Genomic DNA, 22,742 nt, shown 5'->3' with positions numbered 1-22,742 from the left:
AATGTGCTTTTACACTGTCACAGTTAAAAATTAATATAATTAGGTCTAATAATGCAAAAAAATTTAGCGTTTGTCTTTCCCGGTCAAGGCTCTCAATCTCTAGCTATGTTAGCTGACTTTTCTGAGCATGAAGTTGTGCAAGCTACGTTTTCAGAAGCCTCTGCAGCACTAGGTTACGATTTGTGGCAATTGGTGCAACAAGGGCCTGTAGAAAAGTTAAACCAAACAAATTTCACACAACCAGCATTGTTAACGGCGAGTGTTGCTGTTTGGCGCTTATGGCATGCATCAACAGCTAATACACCAGCAATGTTAGCTGGGCACAGTTTAGGTGAGTATTCTGCCTTAGTTTGTGCCGATGTACTCTCTTTAGCTGATGCAGTGAAGTTAGTCGAAAAACGAGGTGAATTTATGCAAGCATCAGTACCAGAAGGCGTTGGTGCTATGGCTGCAGTCATTGGCCTAGATGATAAAATGATCATAGAAGCTTGTTTAAAAGCACAAAACGGTGACGTTGTTTCAGCAGTGAATTTTAATTCTCCAGGGCAAGTGGTTATTGCTGGGCATAAAGCTGCTGTCGAACGCGCGGGTGTTTTATGTAAAGAAGCAGGCGCAAAACGGGTATTGCCATTACCGGTCAGTGTACCGTCACATTGTGCGTTAATGAAAGATGCAGCAGAAAAACTGGCTGAAGAGTTTAATAATGTTACTTTTAATACACCTAACATTCCGGTAGTTAATAATGTTGATGTAGCAATCGAGACCTCAGTTGAGGCGATTAAAATTGCATTAATTAAACAATTGTATAGTCCGGTACGTTGGACTGAAACCATACAGTTTTTAGCTCAAAATGGCATTGAACAAGCCATAGAAGCTGGCCCAGGTAAAGTATTGCAAGGTTTGTTAAAACGCATCGATAAGAGCATAGTTTGTCAATCTGTTAATGACAGTACGTCATTAACTAAAGCATTAGCATCAGTAGAGTAAAATTATATGTTTTCATTAGAAGGTAAGGTTATTTTAGTAACAGGTGCGAGTCGTGGTATAGGCAAAGCTATCGCATCACAACTTAAAGCCCTAGGTGGTACAGTTATTGGAACAGCAACATCAGAGCACGGTGCCGCTAATATCAGTGAGTACTTAGGCGAAGAACAAGGTTTAGTGTTAAATGTCACTGATGATGCTTCAATTAGTGCCATGTTTGAGTTAATTAAGGAGAAACATGGTGCAGTTGATGTTTTAGTTAATAATGCCGGTATAACGCGTGATAATTTGATGATGCGCATGAAAGATGATGAATGGAATGATATCATTGAAACCAATCTCACCTCAGTCTTTAAAATTAGTAAGGCCGTATTGCGCGCTATGATGAAGAAGCGTCAAGGACGAATCATCAACATTGGTTCAGTTGTTGGTACGATGGGGAATGCGGGTCAAGTTAATTATGCGACAGCGAAGGCTGGTTTAATTGGTTTTACAAAGTCATTAGCACGAGAGGTAGCTTCACGTGGTATTACCGTGAATACGGTCTCTCCTGGCTTTATTGATACTGATATGACACAAACACTGACGGACGAGCAAAAAGAAGGCATTTTTGCGCAGGTTCCGGCGAATCGTTTAGGGAAACCTGAAGAAATTGCTAATGCTGTGGCTTTCTTAGCTTCTGATTCTGCGGCGTATATTACGGGTGAAACATTACACGTAAATGGTGGTATGTACATGGTTTAACAAAAGTTCGCTTTTTGCTTACTTTGTGTTAAATTCGAATAAATTATAAACTGTCAACAGGTTAGACCAGCGAAAAAGTAAAATTAGAAGCTTGCATGGTTGGCTTTTGACGAATAAACTACACACAATTTTGAAAAATTGTATTTTCTAGTAAAGGAAAAAAAATGAGTACTATCGAAGAACGCGTAAAAAAAATTACTATTGAGCAACTTGGTGTAAGCGAAGACGAAGTAAAAGTTGAAGCTTCTTTTGTTGACGACTTAGGTGCAGACTCTTTAGACACTGTTGAATTAGTAATGGCGTTAGAAGAAGAATTTGATACTGAAATTCCAGATGAAGAAGCTGAGAAAATTACAACAGTTCAAGCTGCAATCGATTACGTTACTGCTAACCAGTAATAACAAACGAATGTATTGATTTCAGGCGGTTTAATTACCGCCTGATTTGTTTTTATCGTTTTAAAATATTAACAGCTGTTTTAAATAAGTTAAATAAAACACCCGCTATAATTCAATTCTATCGGAGGCAGCACATCTCATGAGACGCGTTGTGGTTACCGGTCTTGGCATGCTTAGCCCTTTAGGCAACAGCCCTGAATCAACCTGGCAAAACTTACTACTTGGACAAAGTGGTATATCTAATATTACGCATTTTGATACCACAGCGTATCCAACGCGATTTGCCGGTTTAGTAAAAGATTTTGATGCACAAGACTATATGGCTCGTAAAGAAGCCAAGAAAATGGATTTATTTATTCAATATGGCGTCGCGGCAGGCGTGCAAGCTATTAAAGATTCTGGTTTAGACATCACCGAAGAAAATGCTCAACGGATTGGTGTAGCTGTTGGATCAGGCATTGGTGGCTTGGGTCTTATTGAAGAAAACCATGAAAAATTATTAAAAAATGGTCCACGTAAACTATCACCATTTTTTGTTCCTTCTACCATTATTAATATGATCGCAGGCCATTTATCTATCATGTTTGGTATGAAAGGGCCTAATATTTCCATCGTGACGGCTTGTACTAGTGGTGTACACAATATCGGTCATGCGGCACGGATGATCGCCTATGGTGATGCCGATGCAATGGTTGCTGGTGGTGCCGAAAAGGCATCAACAACGTTAGGAATGGGGGGCTTTGGTGCAGCACGCGCTATGTCGACACGTAATGATGCACCACAACAAGCTTCTCGTCCTTGGGACAAAGACCGTGATGGATTTGTTCTTGGTGACGGTGCAGGTGTAATGGTACTTGAAGAGTATGAACATGCAAAATCACGAGGGGCAAAAATTTATGCTGAACTCGCAGGTTTTGGTATGAGCGGTGACGCTTATCACATGACATCCCCACCAGCAGATGGGGCAGGTGCTGCTTTAGCAATGCAAAATGCCATTAAGGACGCGAAAGTTAATATTGCCGATATTGGCTATATTAATGCTCATGGTACATCAACGCCAGCTGGCGATATCGCTGAAACCAATGCCGTTAAATCAGTATTTGGCGACCTGGCTTATGATGTAATGGTGGGTTCAACGAAATCAATGACCGGGCATCTACTTGGTGCTGCTGGCGCAGTTGAAGCAATATTCAGTATTCAAGCATTAGCAAACAATGCAGTACCTCCTACTATTAATTTGGACAATCCTGATGAAGGGTGTGATCTAGATTATGTTGCTCATACCGCGCGCGATGCTAATTTAGATTACGTTTTATGTAACTCATTTGGTTTTGGTGGTACAAACGGATCTTTGATCTTTAAGAAAATTTAAAACTGAACTGATATACAGCTAAGGTTATTATAAATTTAACTATTAATGCTAATAGCCCTTGAACTCAATCTCTTAAGCCTGAATACTTGACCCTAGTATTCAGGTTTTTTTATGGTAATTAACGTGATAAGTTTTGTAGATGGACAAGCAACTAAGACGATTACAATTGATGATCGTGGTTTAGCCTATGGCGATGGTTGTTTTACGACGGCTTTAGTAAAACACGGTGAGATTGTAATGTTAGCACAGCATATCGAGCGCTTAGTTCAGCAAAGCCAGCAGTTAGGCTTACCTAAGTTTGACTCGATAGCGCTAGTGAACACCTTACATGACATTTCTGCTGATATTGACATAGCGATAGTTAAAGTCATGATCACTTGCGGTAGTGGTGGCCGTGGTTACTCACGTCTAGGTGTACAACAAGCTAAAGTTATTGTTTCATTACATGATTACCCCGCATTTTATCCTCAATGGCAACAGCAAGGAATTACTGTTGGAACGAGTACGCTACAGTTGGGCATTAACCCAATGCTAGCCGGTATTAAACATTTAAATCGTTTAGAGCAAGTCTTATTAAGAGCTGAATTAGATCAACGTACAGAAGATGATTTGATAGTAACTGATATAAATGGACACATCATTGAGTGTTGTAGTGCTAATGTATTCTGGCTAAAGGCTGGTCAGTGGCATACACCTTCGTTAACTACTGCAGGAGTAGCGGGTTTAATGAGAGCTAATCTTCTGTTGAATAATCCAAATATTCAACAGGGGCAATATATGCTAGATGATTTGGATAATGTTGTCGCGATGTTTATTAGTAACGCTATTTTAGGTATAGTGCCGGTTAAAATATTTAATGGTCAGCAATTAGATATTTCAGCTGTCGCCAACATGAAAAATAACCTTTAAGTATGGATAATTCAAATACACAATGATAAATAAACTTCTCGGTTTACCTTTGTTGGTTCGAAAATTATTGGTCATCTTAACAATGACGATAACATTAATTGTTTTAACTGTTATTGGGCTTTTTATTACTGCTCAAATGAAGGTACAGCAACCATTAGTCTTGGAGCAAGTGGCTTTTATTACCATTAAGCCGGGCACGTCATTTAATGCTTTTTCAAAACAGCTTGTTACCAATGGATGGCTCGAAAATCGTTTTTGGTTACGTAGTTATATTAAGTTTGCTCCTGAACTAGGCGAAATTAAATCAGGTACTTATCAAGTCCAGGCAAATATGCCGGTGATTGAATTACTGAAAATGGTAGTTTTAGGGAAGGAGCATCAGTTCTCGATAACCTTTATAGAAGGGACTACCTTTAAACAAGTATTAGCACAATTAGCACAGCACCCTCATATTAACCATCAACTCACTGATTTATCGATAGCGGCTATTGCGAAAAGATTGTCAATTGAGCAAGCGAATCCTGAAGGTTGGCTTTTTCCTGATACTTATGCCTTTACTCAAAATACAGCCGATATTGATATTATTGACAGAGCGCATAAAAAAATGCGCAAGACCCTAGATGAGTTGTGGCACAATAGAGCCACTGACTTGCCTTATACTTCACCTTATCAAGCGTTGATCATGGCATCAATTATTGAAAAAGAAAGTGGTAAGCACGCAGAGCACCCACGTATTGCATCCGTTTTTATTAACCGTTTACATAAGAAAATGCGCCTTCAAACCGATCCAACCGTCATTTATGGCTTAGGTGATCGTTACCAAGGAGATATTACTTATGCACATTTACGTGAAAAAACAGCTTATAACACCTATAAGATAAAAGGTTTACCACCAACACCGATAGCTTTGCCAGGGGCGCAAGCATTACAAGCGGCTTTACATCCAGAGTTAAGTCACTATTTATATTTTGTCAGTAATGGTGCCGGCGAACATATTTTTTCAACGAATTTGGCCGATCATAACCGTGCTGTTACTAAGTATCAGCGCAACAAGAAGTGACTTAAAGCGGCACAAGAAATTTAATATATTGTATTATGGAAGTTTAAAATGAATAAAGGCAAGTTTATTGTTGTCGAAGGAATTGAAGGCGCAGGTAAGTCCTCAGCTATTAATGTTATTGAAGCTGTATTGCAAAAGCATAATATTGCTTTTATAAAAACACGAGAGCCTGGTGGTACGCCGTTAGCTGAAGCTTTACGTGATATTGTAAAATCAGCAAGTCATGATGAAGAGTTAACACAAGAAACTGAACTTTTTTTGATGTATGCAAGCCGCAGCCAGTTAATGGCCAATAGAATTTTGCCAGCTTTAGCGCAAGGTACATGGGTGATCGGTGACCGTCATGACTTATCATCGCGCGCATATCAGGGAGGAGGACGGCAATTTGATGACAAAGTAATGAATGCGATTGCAGACGTCACGTTAAAGGGGTTTACTCCTGACTTAACACTCTATTTAGACATTGCACCAGAGCTGGGTTTAGCGCGTGCACAAGCCCGAGGCGAATTAGACCGTATTGAATTAGAAAAAATAGAATTCTTTCAGCGTGTTCGAAACAAGTATCTTACATTAGCAGCGGCGTCAGAGAGCACCGATATTATAGATGCCAGTCAAACCATGCAGGCTGTACATAGTGATGTAGCCAAAAGCGTTGAAGCTTTTATATCTCGCAAAGAAGATTAATTAATGAATACTTGGTTGCTTAATATTCAACAGCAATTGTCTAGGCAAATTTTGGCAAGTAAGCTGCCTCATGCCTTATTATTTGCAGGGGTGCCTAATGCTGGACAAGAAAAGCTTGCAGATTGGCTTATTAATGTTCTGTTGTGTCAAGCGCTACATCAAGAAAATGTTGGCCAAGAGCAAGTTGTTATTCAGCCTTGTGGTCAGTGTAAAACGTGTAAACTATTTTTGAACTCGAGTTATCCTGATCACTTGAGTATTATTAGTGATAAAAGCACTATCGGTGTTGATGTAATACGTAAACTAAGTCAATTTTTTGAGAAAACTGCACACATAGGCCAAGCGAAAACAGCGTTAGTTAATCATGCAGATCATATGACTATTTCAGCAGCTAATGCCTTATTAAAAACATTAGAAGAGCCAACATCAAATAGTTTTATCATTTTAACAACCGATCGCAGTGATCTTCTATTACCCACTATTATAAGCCGCTGTCAGCGTATTGAAGTACGTCCGCCAGTAGGTGAAAAGTTGCTTGCTGAATTTCATCAGCAGGGCGATGATGTATTTGTTAACCTGAGTCATCTTAATGAATTAAGTGATAGTGATGCAGCACATGCCTATAATGAATTTCGTACGCACTTTATCCAGTATTTAACGTTACATCGAAATCGTAATGAAGTGCTTGTGGCCTTAGCTCAACACAGTGATGGTTATCGTTGGTTAGAAAAAATAGTGGTTGGCTTGATGCGTGAGCAGTCAGGTTGGCAAACTGCAAGGTCAGATAATACACTAGTCAAGATACCTGATAAGCAGCAGTTATGTCATATCTATAATTTAGCTCAAACGGCGAACACTAAACTGAAAACATTAGTACAAGTAAATCGACAGTTTTTAAGTGAAAAACTCTTAGCAGATATTAGCTTTGCTATACGAAATAGCGACCAAAACTAGAGGGATAATTTTGGAAAATATTACACTTGAATTTATTTCGGATCGTGATTTATATCAGTCATATATGCCATTTATGAAGCACGGTGGCTTATTTATTCGTACGACCGAGCAATTTGAGCTAGCAACAGATATTAATTTAACGGTTACTTTGCCAGACTCTTTAGAGCCCTCAGAGATTAAAGGTAAGGTTACTTGGATAACCCCTATTGGCGCGCAAAATGGAACACCGGCAGGTATCGGTGTCAGTTTTGTTGAAGATCCAGATAACGTCCGTAATCAAATTGACAAATTGATAGGGCGTTTGCTTAACTCTTCAGAGCCAACCTTATCAATGTAAGATTAGCGTAAAATAAATTCATTAATAATAAAACGAGCACATTCGTGCGGAGTACCCCCTGTGTTTATAGATTCTCATTGTCATTTAGATCGCCTGAAACTCGAAGATTTTGACAATAATTTAGATAATGTCATCGATGCTGCGTCTGCAGAAAATGTTAATACCTTACTGTGTGTCAGTGTCACGATAGAAGAATTTCCTGCCATGGCAGAAAAAACGGCAAAATATGATCATGTTTGGTTAACTTGTGGTGCACATCCATTAAATCAGGACGATGAAATAGACCCCGAGCAGCTAAGCCAGTTAGCGAAACACCCGAGAGTAGTCGCGATTGGTGAAACTGGATTGGATTATTTTTATGCGCCAGAAACTAAAACTGTACAGCTAGACTCTTTTCGAAAGCATGTACGTGTTGCTAATCAATTGAATAAACCGTTGATCATTCATACTCGAGATGCCCAAGCTGATACTTTAGCTATTTTAAGAGCAGAAAAAGCTGAAAATGTTGGCGGTATCTTACATTGCTTTACTGAAAGTTGGGAGATGGCAGAGCAAGCAATTGCAATGGGCTTTTATATTTCTTTTTCAGGGATTGTTACATTTAAAAACGCCAGTGCATTGAGAGAAGTGGCAAAAAAAGTCCCTGCAGATCGATTTCTGATTGAGACTGATGCACCATATTTAGCACCAGTGCCACATCGAGGTAAACAAAATCAACCTGCTTACGTCGTTGAGGTTGCTAAGCACCTTGCAAGTATTCGAGGTACTTCTGTTGCTGAAATAGCGCAGCAATCAAGTGATAACTTTCATCGCTTATTTCCTAGTACACGTAACGTTTAATTATTAAGCGATGAAAAAAAAGCCCAAAACTATGAATAGTTTTGGGCTCAGGGAACGGCTCAAAAGGAGATGAGCCTGCGCTAATAAACTGTCAAATTTATCGAACGTCTAACATTAAACACAAGTACTAAATTTTACTGCCTCAATGAAGAGGCTAGCGAGCAATAAGCTAATAACTTAGCTTCAGAATTAAGTGTAGTGTACGGTTTTATAAATGCAAAAATTAATTTATTCTATTGAATTATAAGATGTTATTGTTAGGTTTTTTGATAAGCCCTAGTTTTAGTCATCAGAGAATATTATTTGCTAATGCCCAATGTTTTTAGTACAAGTTAGGTAATAATATCCTTCTATGTCATGATATTTAGCATGATAGGCAAGTAAAAATATAATAAGAGAACAAGTGTGTTAAATCGTATTTGGAGTGGCTTTTTTTTTGTTGCGTTTATTTCTTCCATTGTGCAATGGTTGGTTTTTGATCAAGTTTTAATTTTTGAAGAAATCGTTAAAGCTATTTTTGATATGTCGCGGATCACGGTTGAAATAGCGATTGGCTTAATTGGTATTTTAAGCTTTTGGCTAGGTATGATGAAAATAGCTGAGCATGCCGGCATTATAGATAAATTTGCCCAAATTATTTCGCCATTATTTGTGCGTCTTATGCCCGGTGTGCCAAGCGGACACCCGGCAATAGGTTCAATGACCATGAATTTGTCAGCAAACTTTTTAGGTTTGGATAATGCCGCAACGCCTTTAGGCTTAAAAGCAATGCAAGATCTACAGCTACTGAATCCAAAAAAAGAAACGGCTACTAATGCACAAATACTATTTTTGGTTTTAAATACTTCCTCGGTTACGATGTTTCCGGTTACTGTTTTTGTTTATCGCGCTCAACAAGGAGCGTTGAACCCTACTGATGTTTTTGTTCCGATATTACTTGCCACTTTTGCTTCAACCTTAGCGGGTTTATTAGCCGTGGCTTTTGTACAACGAATAAAACTTTATCAGCAGGTGATCTTACTTTACCTCGCAACGGGCATGGCATTGGTTGGAGCCATCGCAGTTTACTTCACCACACTCAGTGCTGAACTGTTAGCTCAGCAATCGTCATTAATGGGCAATTTACTGATTTTTAGCACTTTGATTAGCTTTATTTTACTTGCACTAAAACGCAAGGTTAATGTTTACGATAGTTTTATTGAAGGGGCTAAACAAGGCTTTGAAACCAGCATAAAAATAATTCCTTATTTATTAGCCATGTTATGCGCAATCGGGGTCTTTAGGGCAAGTGGTGCGTTAGATATTTTAGTAGACGGCATTCGACAAATGGTGTTTTTTTTTAATGGCGACAGTCGGTTTGTTGATGCGTTACCAACGGCATTTATGAACCCATTAAGTGGCTCTGGTGCACGCGCTATGATGATTGAAACCATGAATACTCACGGTGCTGACTCATTCGCTGGCCGTTTAGCTTCAATCGTGCAAGGCTCTACAGAAACTACTTTTTATGTCTTAGCGGTTTATTTTGGCTCGGTGGGGATTCGCTATAGTCGTCACGCGCTAGCGTGTGGTTTAATCGCTGATGTCGCTGGTATAACGGCAGCAATTGGCGTTTGCTATTGGTTTTTTGGCTAAAAGCTAAATTGTCGACACTTTTTATTTTTTGTAAAAATGAACCTCCTGCTTAATCTGAGTGAACGTCTTAACATGTTATAAATTTTAATTAGCTGAAATATCAAGTAATTAGAGGGCTATCGTCTTTTAGGTGTGTTTTACTTATCTTCTTTTCTACTCTAATATACAACTAAAGTATGATGAGTATTGTCGACAATATATCGGTTTTATCATTGACTAATTAACATATCACGCTATCATGAGGGCATCTTTATAGAAAGTGTCGACAATTATGGCGTTAGATAACCCCACAACTCAAGCCGCAGTAACGACTGCAGATAAAGTGTTTGAACAAATACTTCATGCCATTGTTAATGGCAATATCAAAGCTGGTAGTAAAATTAGCGAGCCAGAGTTAGCGAAAAACTATCAAATAAGCCGTTCAACGTTACGTGAAGCATTAAACCGCTTGGAAAAGTGTCATTTAATTGAACGTAAAGCGAATGTCGGCTCACGCGTTGTTGAATGCTCAATTGCTGGATTACTCGAAATTTATGTGGTACGTGAAGCGCTAGAGGGCATGGCGTGCCGGCAAGCAGCCAGCAATATGACTGAAGATGAAATTATGGAAATGAAGGCGATGCTCAAACAACACGCTAGCGCAAAAGCATTGCGTGATGGAGTATCGTATTATCAAGAAGAGGGAGACTTAGATTTTCATTATAAGGTGATCCTTGGTAGCCATAATCAACAACTAATTAATATATTATGCGGCCAACTTTATCACCTTGTTCGTATGTATCGTTGTCAGTTTGGTATGAATAGCCCGCGAGCAACGAAAGCGTTTGATGAACATTCACGGATTATTGAAGCCATTGCCGATCGTGATGGTGAACTAGCCGAAATATTAATGAGGCGCCATATTGCCGCCTCTAGAAAGAATATTGAAAATAAAATTGCTCTGCAACAATAGCAGTAAGCTTTAAATGACTTATAACGTATAAATGACTAAAAAAGGATAAAGCAATGTCTAATTCATTATCTCCAGGCGCTAAATTTCGTCAAGCTTTAGTAAATAATAAGCCGCTGCAAGTGGTAGGTACTATTAACGCCTATTGTGCAATGATGGCTGAGCAACTTGGCCATCAAGCTATCTACTTATCTGGCGGCGGTGTTGCAAATGCTTCTTATGGTTTACCTGATTTAGGCATGACATCACTTAATGATGTTATTGCTGATGTTCAGCGTATTACTAGCGCATCAAGTTTACCTTTATTAGTTGATATTGACACAGGTTGGGGTGGTGCGTTCAATATCGCTAAGACAATTCGTGATATGGAAAAAGCCGGTGCTGCCGCGGTTCATATTGAAGATCAGGTTGCACAAAAACGCTGTGGTCATCGTCCAAATAAAGAAATAGTGTCTACTGAAGAAATGGTTGATCGGATCAAAGCTGCGGTTGACGCACGTACCGATAAAGATTTTTTTATTATGGCGCGAACTGATGCTTTTGCTCAAGAAGGCTTAGAAGCCGCCTTGGAACGTGCTAAAGCGTATGCTGCTGCGGGTGCCGATGGCATTTTTGCTGAAGCGGTTAAAACACAAGCACATTATCGTGCATTCACAGAAGCACTTGATGTGCCTGTGTTAGCTAATATCACTGAATTTGGTCAAACAGAACTGTGGAATAAAGCACAGCTAGGTGAGTGGGGATGCGCGATGGTGCTTTACCCTTTATCAGCGTTTCGAGCTATGAATAAAGCAGCAGAGTCAGTGTACAAAACGTTGTTAGAAGACGGTGATCAGAAGGCTGAAATAGATAACATGCAAACTCGTATGGACTTGTATGATTACTTAGGCTATCACGATTATGAACAAAAGCTTGATGCTTTATTTTCTGAAGGTAAAAACAAGTAATTAATCGCTAAAATAAATTCAAAAATAATAAATATTAAGCGCTCATAATGTAATCAATACATATTGTGTGCTTAAACCGTAAGAGGAAAGAATGATGACAGATAAAAAATTATCAGGCGCAGGTTTACGTGGTCAAAGTGCTGGCGAAACAGCACTATGTACAGTAGGTAAATCAGGCTCAGGCTTAACTTATTGTGGTTATGATGTTGCTGACTTAGCTGACAATGCGACCTTTGAAGAAGTAGCCTACTTACTTTTCAATGGTGAATTACCTAATGAAACAGAGCTAGCGGCATATAAAGCAGAATTACTTGCTTTACGCGATTTACCACCCGCATTAAAAGCTGTGCTCAAACTTATTCCAAAAGAAACTCACCCGATGGATGTTATGCGTACCGGTTGTTCATTTCTAGGAAACTTAGAGCCTGAACAAGATTTCTCTGAACAGCAACAAGCCGCAAATCGTTTATTGGCAGCGTTTCCTGCCATCATGTGTTACTGGTATAAATTTTCACACGAAGGTATAGAAATTGATTGCAGCTCAGATGAGTCATCATTAGGTGGACACTTTTTGCGTTTGTTAAATGGTATAAGCCCATCAGCTCAACATCAAAAAGTCATGGATGTGTCATTAATTTTATATGCAGAGCATGAATTTAACGCTTCAACATTTACTGCTCGTGTTTGTGCATCGACATTATCTGATATGTTTTCTTGTATTACCGGGGCTATTGGTACTTTACGTGGTCCACTGCATGGCGGCGCGAATGAAGCTGCGATGGATATGATTGAAAAGTTCAAATCACCTGCAGATGCGAAAGAGCAAATGGCTGGCATGCTTGAACGTAAAGAAAAGATTATGGGCTTTGGACACGCAATTTATCGCACTTCTGATCCACGTAATGTCATCATCAAAGCTTGGTCTGAAAAGTTAGCTATCGAAAATGGTGATACATCTCTATACGATATTTCTGTCGCTTGTGAAGAATTTATGTGGGACACGAAAAAATTGTTTTGTAATGCTGATTTTTTCCATGCTTCAACCTACAACTACATGGGTATTCCAACCAAGTTGTTTACGCCAATTTTTGTTTGTTCACGTTTAACAGGTTGGGCAGCACATGTGATGGAACAACGACAAAATAATCGTATTATCCGTCCTTCAGCTGACTATACAGGTGCGGAGCCGCGTAAGGTTGTTGCTATCTCAGAAAGATAAAAAGACGAGCAGTTACCGCTATTTTCATACTTGTAAATAACGGTAAATATTGTCGTCTAGAATCAATGATGTTTATAAAGGCGAATTTAATTATTGAAATTCGCCTTTATCGTATAACAGAGAAAGTGGAATAAATTATGAATTATGATTACCGCAAACCTTTACCAGGTTATAAAATAAATGGTGTAGGAATTGATTTTTTTGATACTCGCGAAGCGGTAGAGGCGATTAAGCCCGGTGCTTATAAAACCTTACCTTATACGTCTCGTGTACTTGCTGAACAATTAGTTCGTCGTTGTGAGCCAGCTACATTGACAGACTCTCTCAAACAAATCATTGAAGCAAAGCAAGACCTAGATTTTCCTTGGTATCCTGCCCGGGTGGTTTGTCATGACATTCTTGGCCAAACGGCTTTGGTAGATTTAGCGGGTCTTCGTGATGCGATTGCCGAGCAAGGTGGTGATCCGGCTAAGGTGAATCCAGTTGTACCGACTCAACTAATTGTTGACCATTCATTAGCGGTTGAAGCGCCTGGTTTTGATCCAGAAGCATTCGATAAAAACCGTTCGATTGAAGATCGTCGTAATGAACAGCGTTTTCATTTTATCGAATGGACTAAGACAGCTTTTAAAAATGTTGATGTTATTCCTGCTGGTAACGGCATTATGCATCAAATTAACCTTGAGAAAATGTCGCCGGTTATACAAGCACGTGATGGTGTAGCATTTCCTGATACTTGTGTTGGTACTGATAGCCATACTCCACATATTGATGCCTTAGGTGTTATTGCGATTGGTGTGGGTGGTTTAGAAGCTGAAACCGTTATGCTAGGCCGTCCATCAATGATGCGTTTGCCTAACATTATTGGCGTTAAGTTAACGGGTAAACGTAAACCAGGTATCACAGCCACTGATATGGTTTTAGCGATCACTGAATTTTTGCGTAATGAAAAAGTTGTTTCAAGTTATTTGGAGTTCTTTGGCGAAGGCACTGAGAGTTTAACTATTGGTGACCGCGCAACTATTTCAAATATGACACCAGAATATGGTGCTTCGGCAGGCATGTTTTATATCGACCAACAAACTATCGACTACTTGAAAATCACCGGACGTGAACCCGAACAGGTCGCTTTAGTTGAAGCTTATGCTAAGCAAACGGGTTTATGGGCGGACGATTTAGTTGACGCACAGTATCAGCGTGTACTTGAGTTCGATTTATCAACTGTTGAGCGCAACTTAGCCGGTCCATCTAATCCACATCGCCGTTTAGCGACAGCTGATCTGGCATCAAAAGATATTGCGAAAAATCTAACGGCCTGTAAGACACAAGAAGCGAATGGTGAAATGCCTGATGGCGCTGTTATTATTGCGGCTATTACTTCATGTACCAACACCTCTAATCCACGTAATGTTGTTGCGGCAGGACTCATTGCCAAACGTGCAAATGAGTTAGGTTTAGTACGCAAACCTTGGGTTAAATCATCATTTGCACCAGGCTCAAAAGTCGCCAAGCTTTATTTAGAAGAAGCAGGGCTGTTACCTGAAATGGAAAAATTAGGTTTTGGTATCGTCGGGTACGCTTGTACGACGTGTAATGGTATGTCTGGTGCCTTGGATCCTAAAATTCAGCAAGAAATCATTGATCGTGATTTATACTCAACAGCCGTGTTATCAGGTAACCGAAATTTTGATGGACGTATTCATCCGCACGCTAAGCAGGCATTTTTAGCTTCACCGCCACTCGTGGTCGCTTATGCTATTGCCGGTACAATACGTTTTGATATTGAAAAAGACATTTTAGGGCAAGATCAAAATGGTAATGACATTACTTTAAAAGATATTTGGCCAAGTGATGAAGAAATTGATCGTATTGTTGCCACTTGTGTTAAGCCTGAGCAATTCAAAAAAATCTATACGCCAATGTTTGATTTAGGTGCTTTTGAGCCAGCTGAAAGTCCGTTATATGCTTGGGATGAAACCAGTACTTATATCCGTCGCCCACCTTATTGGGAAGGTGCATTGGCCGGTGTTCGAACCATGAAAGGCATGCGTCCTCTAGCGGTATTAGGTGATAACATTACAACCGATCATTTATCGCCTTCTAATGCGATTCAACTTAATAGTGCTGCCGGTGCATACTTGCATAAAATGGGCTTACCTGAAGCTGATTTTAACTCTTATGCAACGCATCGAGGTGATCACTTAACCGCGCAACGCGCAACCTTTGCTAACCCGAAATTGTTCAATGAAATGTGTCGCGATGAAAATGGTGAAGTTAAACAAGGTTCGCTTGCACGTATAGAGCCAGAAGGCACACAATCACGCATGTGGGAAGCCATAGAAACCTATATGGAACGTAAGCAACCCCTTATTATTATTGCGGGTGCTGATTATGGCCAGGGATCTTCACGTGACTGGGCTGCTAAAGGTGTTCGTTTAGCGGGTGTCGAAGTGATTGTTTCTGAAGGGTTTGAACGTATCCATCGGACAAACTTAGTCGGCATGGGCGTTTTACCGCTAGAGTTTATTAAAGGTGAAACTCGCCATACTTACACTATTGACGGTACTGAAACTTTTGATGTTGAAGGTACAACATCACCAGGGGCAGCAATGTCTGTCGTCATGACGCGTAAGTCCGGTGAAGTTGTTACTATTCCAGTTAAGTGTCGTTTAGATACCGCCGAAGAGGTCTCTGTTTACAGCGCCGGAGGGGTATTACAGAAGTTTGCTAATGATTTCTTGGAGTCTAATTTATAATTGCTAGTTAGCGTTTTATCGACGTTGGAACTGTTTACCTAGATGCTAATATCAGTAACTAGATTTGTACTTTCGCCTTGAACAAACGCTAACGCTCTACTTATGAAAAACACTCAGATTTTATGTCTATAAAGTAACGGCAGCAGAGCGCTATATTTTGCTGCCTTCTAAATCAAGGATGATTTACTCCCAACTGGCCACGGCAGGCTTTATTGCTGTTTATTCAGCTAACTAATTTAAGGAGTGAATGATGTCTATTGTTCCTCAAGCACACTTACCTCAAGTGAAAATTCCTGCAACATATATGCGCGGTGGTACATCTAAAGGCGTTTTTTTTAATTTAACTGAATTGCCAGCACAATGTCAGATTGCTGGTGATGCTCGTGACAATATGCTACTTCGGGTTATTGGTAGCCCAGATCCTTACGGTAAACAAACCGATGGAATGGGAGGAGCAACCTCAAGCACAAGCAAAACGGTTATTCTTGCTAAATCCACACAAGTAGATCACGATGTTGATTATTTATTTGGCCAAGTTGCAATTGATAAAGCTTTTGTCGATTGGAGTGGCAATTGCGGTAACCTGACCGCTGCAGTTGGCTCTTTTGCAATTAGCTCTGGATTGGTGAGTGCTGACAGAATTCCGGAAAATGGTATTTGCGAAGTACGTATTTGGCAAAAAAATATTAGTAAAACTATTATTGCTCATGTGCCTATTAGCCAACGGCAAGTTCAAGAAACCGGTGACTTTGAGCTTGATGGTGTCACTTTTCCCGCCGCTGAGGTGCAAGTCGACTTTATTGCGCCCGTTGACCCAAGTGAAGCGATGTTTCCGACGGGAAACTTGATTGATGAGCTGATTGTGCCAGAAGTAGGCACTTTTAGCGTTACAATGATCAGCGCAGGTATTCCTACAATTTTCTTAAATGCCGATGACATCGGCTACAAGGGCACTGAGCTACAAGAAGCGATTAATGGTGATGAACAAGCCTTGGCGAGGTTTGAAAAAATACGCGCCTATGGTGCTGTCAAAATGGGCTTAATTAATGATATTTCAGAAGCGGTATCACGCCAGCATACACCTAAAGTCGCATTTGTTGCACCAGCACAGGCATATACAACTTCTAGCGGAAAAGATATTGCTGAAAGTGATATTGATTTACACGTTCGTGCGCTTTCTATGGGCAAGTTACACCATGCAATGATGGGGACTGCTGCTGTAGCGATCGGTACGGCAGCAGCAATACCCGGTACTTTGGTCAATATAGCCGCGGGCTCGGGTGAAAGCAGTACAGTAACTTTTGGTCACCCTTCTGGTACATTAAAGGTTGGCGCAGAGGCTGAGTGCATTGATGGTAACTGGACGGTAAGAAAAGTTAGCATGAGTCGCAGCGCACGTGTTTTAATGGAAGGCTGGGTTAGGATACCTGGGAATTCATTTTAACAAGTTATAAAATGCTAGGAAAATATCAGCCCAAACTATAATACTCTGTAAAAACGCGGTTGGAGATCTCTATCTCCAACCGCGTTTTAATCAGTGTAATAGCTACTGTTTAGCGTTATTTATAAAGACCAAAAGATCCCGCAGGCCCAGGGAAAACTACTGGACTTTCAAAGCCATCTTTAGCAACACTGCTAACGCCGAAGAAATAGTTGTCGATGACAATGTTTTTTAGTTCAAACTCGGTAACGTCACCGACATATTGACTATGTGTCCATGTTGGCTCAGTGGTTAATCGCCAATGAATACGGTAACCCGCTAAGTTCTCGGCCATTTTACCTTGTGGGCGTTGCCACTTTAAGGTGGTTGATGGTTTTACTGCACCAGAAATTTCTGTCTTTGCTGGTGGTGGTGGCGCCCATGCCATAGCTGCCATGGTGACAGCATTTAATGAAGTTAATTTCGCGGTAAAATCAAAGTCGACTCCAGATAGTACATCACCAAATACTCGGCCATTCTCAGTGCGTAAGTCTTGGTGCTGACGATCGTAATGCTCGTTAGTTTCCATAATACGTACAGCAGGATAACCAACAGCATTAAAGGGTCGATGATGTCCGCCTCTGCCAAATCTATCTAACCTATAAACCATCATTACGTCGAGATTAGGAATATATTGATCAGCAATTTTATCGATATATCGAGCAACGTTTCGTGAAGCAGAATCGACTTCACCGCCGGTAAAACGACGCTTTTGTGCCTCTTCTGCTGTTTCAACAAATCTTATACCTTCAGAAAATACCCTTGCAGTCGTATTATTGATCACGCCATTAATGCCAGAAATGTTGCCGATCATGTCATTATTAATCACAGCCTCAACGCGCCATCCTTCTTTTTTAGCAATACCGGCCATGATTTTTCCGCCAAATAGACCTTGTTCTTCTCCCGATAATGCTGCATAAACAATCGTGCCAGCAAACTGGTGCTGTGACAGTACTCTAGCAGTCTCAATAACGCCTGCAACACCCGATGCATTATCATTTGCCCCTGGAGATGTGCTGGTATAATCAAGTGGGTCCGAAACGCGTGAGTCGATATCACCCGACATAACAATATAGCGATTTGGGTCAAGTTGACCACGTTGTATAGCAATAACATTAACGACTTCTGTTGGCTCAGGAATGCGCTTTTGTCCGGAAAATGTTTGTTGTTGATAGATGACTTCTAAACAGCCACCACATTGTGCAGAAATTTTATCAAATTCTGCTTTGATCCAGCGTCGAGCCGCGCCTATTCCTTGAGTATCAGATTTAGTATCTGACAGGGTGTGTCGTGTGCCGAATCCAACTAAGGTTGTAATATCTTTTTCGAGTCTTGTCGCGCTAACTTGCTGTTGAACCTCACGTAATACTAATTGTTCATTAGGGGGCACAATAACGTTAGCAGCGTATGCTGGTATCAATGTACTTAATGCCCATAGTAAGGTGAGACTCTTACCAGTGGTAGGGTTAAATGACGGAGTAAGCGAAAGTCGCTTTAAGGGAGCAAATGGAATAAACATGAACATAGGCCTGCTGTCAGTTGTTCTTATAATAGTTTAAAAGATTATCACAATTGTTAAGATTAACGAGTACATCCATCTTATTAATGTTTCAGTTCAACTCACCTTGGGATGTTTAAGGCAGCAAAGGTGAGTTGCACTAAAAGGTTAGCTTAATTGCAAATTTAAGGGAAAATAAAAGTGTTAAAGGTGCTTTAAGGTTAATATTTACCATTAAAGCGCAATAAATTTGCAGATAATTGCCAATTGCGACTGATAGCGCTTTAATTTAATCTGCTATCAGGGTATGTTATGCGTTTTATTGTAGGCACGTGTATTAATGACTAAAAATACCTTTTATCGAGACTTATATATTCAAGTTGAAGCATTGATTAATGAGGAAGCTGATGTTATTGCTAATATGGCAAACGTTAGTGCTTTATTGTTTGAGCAATTAACTGAGGTTAATTGGGTTGGATTTTACCGTAGGGTGAACGACGAACTTGTACTGGGTCCATTTCAAGGTAAAGTTGCTTGTATTCGTATTCCTTTAGGTCGTGGTGTTTGTGGTACTGCTGCTATTGAGAATAGCGTGCAACGTGTTGCAGATGTACATGAGTTTGACGGTCATATTGCCTGCGATGCTAGTACTAATTCTGAAATAGTACTACCGTTAACATTAAACGGTAAGGTCATAGCAGTATTAGATATTGATAGTATGGCCTTTAACCGCTTTGATAGTGATGATCAAACAGGGTTAGAAAAAATAATTAGTTTATTTGAAAATGTCATGATCAAGCATGGCGTGGTAAACTAATGAAAGAATTTATTGTTATTCATGATTATTTAGTCTCAGAGGCCGTAGTAGGTGACTGGGATGGTCAGGAAGAGATAATTGCTGAGCGTATTAATGAGATTTATCATACCGTTTATGACTTAGCAGAAGAAGATATTGCACCAGAGGTATTAGAGCACTTGCTTTCTTTGGTGTGGGATACGTGGATAGGGCAAGATGCCTTAGCTGAAATTGAAAGTGAAGATATTTACGATTGGTGCCGACACCTGTTGGAAAATCGTGAACAATATCTTGCAGAGCAAAATTAGAATTTTTAAAAGTTGTATTTATGGAAAATAAAACAGAAAGTGAAGTAAAAGTGGTAGCAGAGACTGCAGTAGAAACAACATCGAATGTTGAAGCTGAAGTTAAGCGTGTCAGCACCAAAGAAATTATTGCCTATTTGGCCGAAAAATTTCCTGCATGCTTTTCTATTGAAGGCCATGCTAAGCCACTAAAGATTGGTATTTTCCAAGATTTAGCTGAAAAATTAGCGGGTGATGAAACGGTAAGCAAAACACGTTTACGTCAAGCGCTTAGACACTACACGAGTAGTTGGCGCTATTTGAAAGCGATTAAAGTGGGCAGCTTTCGTATAGATATTGACGGTAATGACTCTGCAGAAATTGATCAAGAGCAAGCTGATTATGCTAGTAAAACGTTAAAAGAAAGCCAAGAAAAATTTGGTAACAAAAACGTTAAAGACAAAGCAGCAAAAAAACCTTATAAAGGTAATGCTAATAAATCAGCTAAGCCAGCTAATAAAGATGCTGTTGATACTAGCCGAAAAGAAAAATTCAATTCGGTTAAATCAAGCAAGCGTGCACCAGCTAAAGTTGCCGCAAAACTTAAACCCGTTGAAACAAGTAATGTTGTTGTTGGCAAAAATATCAAGGTACAGTTAGGGCAATCGTCTATGGATGCTGTTATCACTGAAGTTTCTGGTAAAGATGTTAGTGTTCAGTTGAATTCAGGTATGGTTGTTAAAACACAAGTTAAAAATATTTTTACAGAATAAATTTGGAGTATGTGCATGCATAAATTTTGTCGTATAGCTGTTGCAGTAGCATTATCAATTGCCAGTATCTCGGTATTAGCTCAAGAGAAAGAGGTTGATAAAGATTTACCAGTATTAGCTCCTGAAAGCCAACATGCTACTTCCACGAAGCGAATTACGGCGCAGTTTACACGTGCACATTACAAAAAAATAAAAATTGACGACTCGCTTTCTGAACAAATTTTTGATCGTTATATTAAGCAATTAGATTATGCTCGAAATGTTTTTCTTGCCTCTGATGTTGAAAGTTTTGCTCAATATCGTGATGATTTCGATACAGTTATAGCTCGTGGTAAACTTGATATTGCTTATCAGATTTATAATTTAAATTTGCAACGTCGATTAGAGCGCTACGAATATGCTATTAGCTTGTTAGAAAATGAGCAGCCGTTTAACTTCGAACTTGATGAATCCTATAATTTTGATCGTGAAGACGCACAAAGGCCAACTTCTGTTGCTGAGCTAAATGAATTATGGCGCAAAAAGGTTAAATACGATGCGCTTAATTTAACACTGGCTGGTAAAGAGTGGGGAAAAATTCAAGAAGTTTTAGGTAAACGGTATCGTTATGCAATTAAACGCTTAAAGCAGAGTGAAAGTGAAGATGTTTTTCAAATTGTAATGAACAGCTTTGCCCGTGTTGTAGAGCCACATACGTCTTACTTATCACCACGTAACGCCGAACGTTTTCAAATGGAGATGAATTTATCACTTGAAGGCATTGGGGCGGTACTGCGTGCGGAAGAAGATTACACCGTTATTCAAAGTGTGGTTTCTGGTGGTCCAGCAGATAAGTCGAAAGAATTAAAACCTAAAGACCGAATTGTTGGTGTCTCACAAGATGACAAAGACTTTGTCGATGTTATTGGTTGGCGCTTAGATGATGTAGTTGAGTTAATCAAAGGCCCGAAGGGCAGCAAAGTAAGACTACAAATTTTAGGTGCAGAATCAGAAGACGATAGTAGTATTAAAGTTGTTTCAATTGTACGAGATACTATCAAACTTGAAGACCGTGCAGCAAAGTCAGAAGTTTATTATGAAAAAGAAGGTGATGAAAATACCACTAAGCTTGGTGTTATCACTATTCCAAGCTTCTATAACCACCTTTCTCGTGATGTTAAGCTTGAAATTGCAAAATTAAAAGAACAAAACGTTGCGGGTATTATTGTTGATTTGCGTGGTAATGGTGGTGGTTCATTAACTGAAGCAACCTTGTTGACCGGCTTATTTATTGACAAAGGTCCGGTAGTACAAGTCCGTGACGGCGCTAATCGGGTTAATGTGAACAGTGATAAAGATGGCATTAGTTTTTATGATGGACCATTAACGGTTATGGTTGATCGTTATAGTGCTTCAGCGTCAGAAATATTCTCGGCGGCAATTCAAGATTATGGTCGTGGCGTTATTGTTGGTGAACATACCTTTGGTAAAGGCACTGTTCAACAGCACAGGGGCTTAGGGCGAGTATATGACTTGTATGAAAAACCGTTTGGTAGCATTCAATTTACCATCGCTAAATTTTACCGCATCAATGGCGGAAGTACTCAACATCGTGGCGTGTTGCCTGATATCGAGTTCCCTTCAGCGATAGACCCTGCAGATTGGGGTGAAAGTAAAGAAGAGAACGCACTACCTTGGGATCAAATCCCTAAAGCTCGCTACAATAAACTTAATGACATTAGCCAAGACGTTGCTTATTTAAGTTCACTGCATAACTCTCGAATTTTGGAAAACAAAGAGTTTAATTACTTGTTATCAGATATTGAAGAGTACAAAGCAGAAAAAGACGATAAAACCATCTCGCTAAATTTAGCTAAACGTAAAGCAAAAAGAGAAGCTCGAAAAGCTAAACAGTTAGAACGTGCTAATGAACGCCTTGCTCTTATGGGTAAAGCGAAAGTAACAAGCTTAGATGATTTGCCAGAAGATTTAGATGAACTTGACCCGTTTTTGGATGAAACTGCTAAAATCACCTTTGATTTAGTTTCGTTGGGAAAAATCGCGAAAAAGTAAATATTTCTATGGTCGCATATTAACAGCCACCTTAGGGTGGCTTTTTAATGTCTAATTACCCTGTTAATGTC

The 22,742-nt window shown here is 39.7% G+C and carries 21 protein-coding genes; 20 read left to right on the top strand and 1 reads right to left on the bottom strand.

What is annotated here, in order from left to right; genetic code table 11:
- Positions 1–51 precede the first annotated feature (51 nt).
- From fabD to prpF, 16 genes are all read left to right on the top strand, one after another.
- A complete protein-coding gene (fabD, locus tag B0169_RS11200) occupies positions 52–987 on the top strand; it encodes an ACP S-malonyltransferase (RefSeq protein ID WP_077286056.1) in 936 nt (311 codons plus the stop codon).
- A gap of 6 nt (positions 988–993) precedes the next feature.
- A complete protein-coding gene (gene fabG / locus B0169_RS11195; protein WP_077286055.1) occupies positions 994–1,728 on the top strand; it encodes a 3-oxoacyl-ACP reductase FabG in 735 nt (244 codons plus the stop codon).
- Positions 1,729–1,892: 164 nt separating this feature from the next.
- On the top strand, positions 1,893–2,126 hold the full coding sequence (gene acpP, locus B0169_RS11190) for an acyl carrier protein (protein ID WP_077286054.1): 234 nt from the start codon (positions 1,893–1,895) through the stop codon (positions 2,124–2,126).
- Positions 2,127–2,265: 139 nt separating this feature from the next.
- Positions 2,266–3,498, top strand: coding sequence for a beta-ketoacyl-ACP synthase II (gene fabF, locus B0169_RS11185; protein WP_077286053.1), 1,233 nt, complete (start codon positions 2,266–2,268; stop codon positions 3,496–3,498).
- 123 nt (positions 3,499–3,621) lie between these two features.
- Entirely contained in the window at positions 3,622–4,407 is a 786-nt protein-coding gene (gene pabC / locus B0169_RS11180) for an aminodeoxychorismate lyase (protein WP_158077078.1), read from the top strand.
- A 22-nt stretch (positions 4,408–4,429) separates the two neighbouring features.
- Positions 4,430–5,467: an endolytic transglycosylase MltG gene (gene mltG / locus B0169_RS11175; protein ID WP_268875719.1), complete on the top strand. Its 1,038-nt coding sequence runs from the start codon at positions 4,430–4,432 to the stop codon at positions 5,465–5,467.
- 48 nt (positions 5,468–5,515) lie between these two features.
- Positions 5,516–6,151, top strand: a complete 636-nt coding sequence (gene tmk, locus B0169_RS11170) for a dTMP kinase (protein ID WP_077286051.1) — start codon at positions 5,516–5,518, stop codon at positions 6,149–6,151.
- Between the two features lie 3 nt (positions 6,152–6,154).
- Positions 6,155–7,105 carry a hypothetical protein gene (locus B0169_RS11165; RefSeq protein WP_077286050.1) on the top strand — a complete coding sequence of 317 codons (951 nt, stop codon included), beginning with the start codon at positions 6,155–6,157 and terminating at the stop codon, positions 7,103–7,105.
- Between the two features lie 10 nt (positions 7,106–7,115).
- Positions 7,116–7,442 carry a PilZ domain-containing protein gene (locus B0169_RS11160; RefSeq protein WP_077286049.1) on the top strand — a complete coding sequence of 109 codons (327 nt, stop codon included), beginning with the start codon at positions 7,116–7,118 and terminating at the stop codon, positions 7,440–7,442.
- 60 nt (positions 7,443–7,502) lie between these two features.
- Positions 7,503–8,282 (top strand): TatD family hydrolase, encoded by a 780-nt coding sequence (locus B0169_RS11155; RefSeq protein WP_077286048.1) that lies wholly within the window; start codon positions 7,503–7,505, stop codon positions 8,280–8,282.
- Between the two features lie 405 nt (positions 8,283–8,687).
- Positions 8,688–9,917: a nucleoside recognition domain-containing protein gene (locus B0169_RS11150; RefSeq protein ID WP_077286047.1), complete on the top strand. Its 1,230-nt coding sequence runs from the start codon at positions 8,688–8,690 to the stop codon at positions 9,915–9,917.
- Positions 9,918–10,188: 271 nt separating this feature from the next.
- Positions 10,189–10,869, top strand: coding sequence for a GntR family transcriptional regulator (locus tag B0169_RS11145; protein WP_077286046.1), 681 nt, complete (start codon positions 10,189–10,191; stop codon positions 10,867–10,869).
- A gap of 53 nt (positions 10,870–10,922) precedes the next feature.
- Positions 10,923–11,813, top strand: coding sequence for a methylisocitrate lyase (gene prpB / locus B0169_RS11140; protein WP_077286045.1), 891 nt, complete (start codon positions 10,923–10,925; stop codon positions 11,811–11,813).
- A gap of 94 nt (positions 11,814–11,907) precedes the next feature.
- The gene (gene prpC, locus B0169_RS11135; RefSeq protein ID WP_077286044.1) at positions 11,908–13,032 is read left to right on the top strand and encodes a bifunctional 2-methylcitrate synthase/citrate synthase; all 1,125 of its coding nucleotides are present in this window, start codon (positions 11,908–11,910) and stop codon (positions 13,030–13,032) included.
- Between the two features lie 137 nt (positions 13,033–13,169).
- A complete protein-coding gene (gene acnD / locus B0169_RS11130; protein WP_077286043.1) occupies positions 13,170–15,788 on the top strand; it encodes a Fe/S-dependent 2-methylisocitrate dehydratase AcnD in 2,619 nt (872 codons plus the stop codon).
- A 250-nt stretch (positions 15,789–16,038) separates the two neighbouring features.
- Positions 16,039–17,232, top strand: a complete 1,194-nt coding sequence (gene prpF / locus B0169_RS11125) for a 2-methylaconitate cis-trans isomerase PrpF (RefSeq protein ID WP_077286042.1) — start codon at positions 16,039–16,041, stop codon at positions 17,230–17,232.
- A 115-nt stretch (positions 17,233–17,347) separates the two neighbouring features.
- Here the strand turns inward: prpF and B0169_RS11120 are convergent, their stop codons facing one another.
- A complete protein-coding gene (locus tag B0169_RS11120; RefSeq protein WP_077286041.1) occupies positions 17,348–18,787 on the bottom strand; it encodes a M28 family peptidase in 1,440 nt (479 codons plus the stop codon).
- Positions 18,788–19,106: 319 nt separating this feature from the next.
- Between B0169_RS11120 and B0169_RS11115 the strand changes: the two genes are divergently transcribed.
- Genes B0169_RS11115 through prc form a run of 4 tightly spaced genes read left to right on the top strand, consistent with a single transcriptional unit; the run spans position 19,107 to position 22,671 of the window.
- Positions 19,107–19,583 (top strand): GAF domain-containing protein, encoded by a 477-nt coding sequence (locus tag B0169_RS11115; RefSeq protein WP_077286040.1) that lies wholly within the window; start codon positions 19,107–19,109, stop codon positions 19,581–19,583.
- Positions 19,583–19,870 (top strand): hypothetical protein, encoded by a 288-nt coding sequence (locus B0169_RS11110; RefSeq protein WP_077286039.1) that lies wholly within the window; start codon positions 19,583–19,585, stop codon positions 19,868–19,870. Before B0169_RS11115 ends, B0169_RS11110 begins: the two co-directional genes overlap by 1 nt.
- A 20-nt stretch (positions 19,871–19,890) precedes the next feature.
- Entirely contained in the window at positions 19,891–20,619 is a 729-nt protein-coding gene (gene proQ, locus B0169_RS11105; protein ID WP_077286038.1) for an RNA chaperone ProQ, read from the top strand.
- Positions 20,620–20,634: 15 nt separating this feature from the next.
- Positions 20,635–22,671, top strand: a complete 2,037-nt coding sequence (gene prc / locus B0169_RS11100) for a carboxy terminal-processing peptidase (protein ID WP_077286037.1) — start codon at positions 20,635–20,637, stop codon at positions 22,669–22,671.
- Positions 22,672–22,742: the final 71 nt, after the last annotated feature.

Source organism: Cognaticolwellia aestuarii (assembly GCF_002000025.1).
Classification (GTDB): domain Bacteria; phylum Pseudomonadota; class Gammaproteobacteria; order Enterobacterales; family Alteromonadaceae; genus Cognaticolwellia; species Cognaticolwellia aestuarii.
Note: the sequence above shows the minus strand (reverse complement) of the source record. Positions and strands in the feature narration are given on the sequence as shown.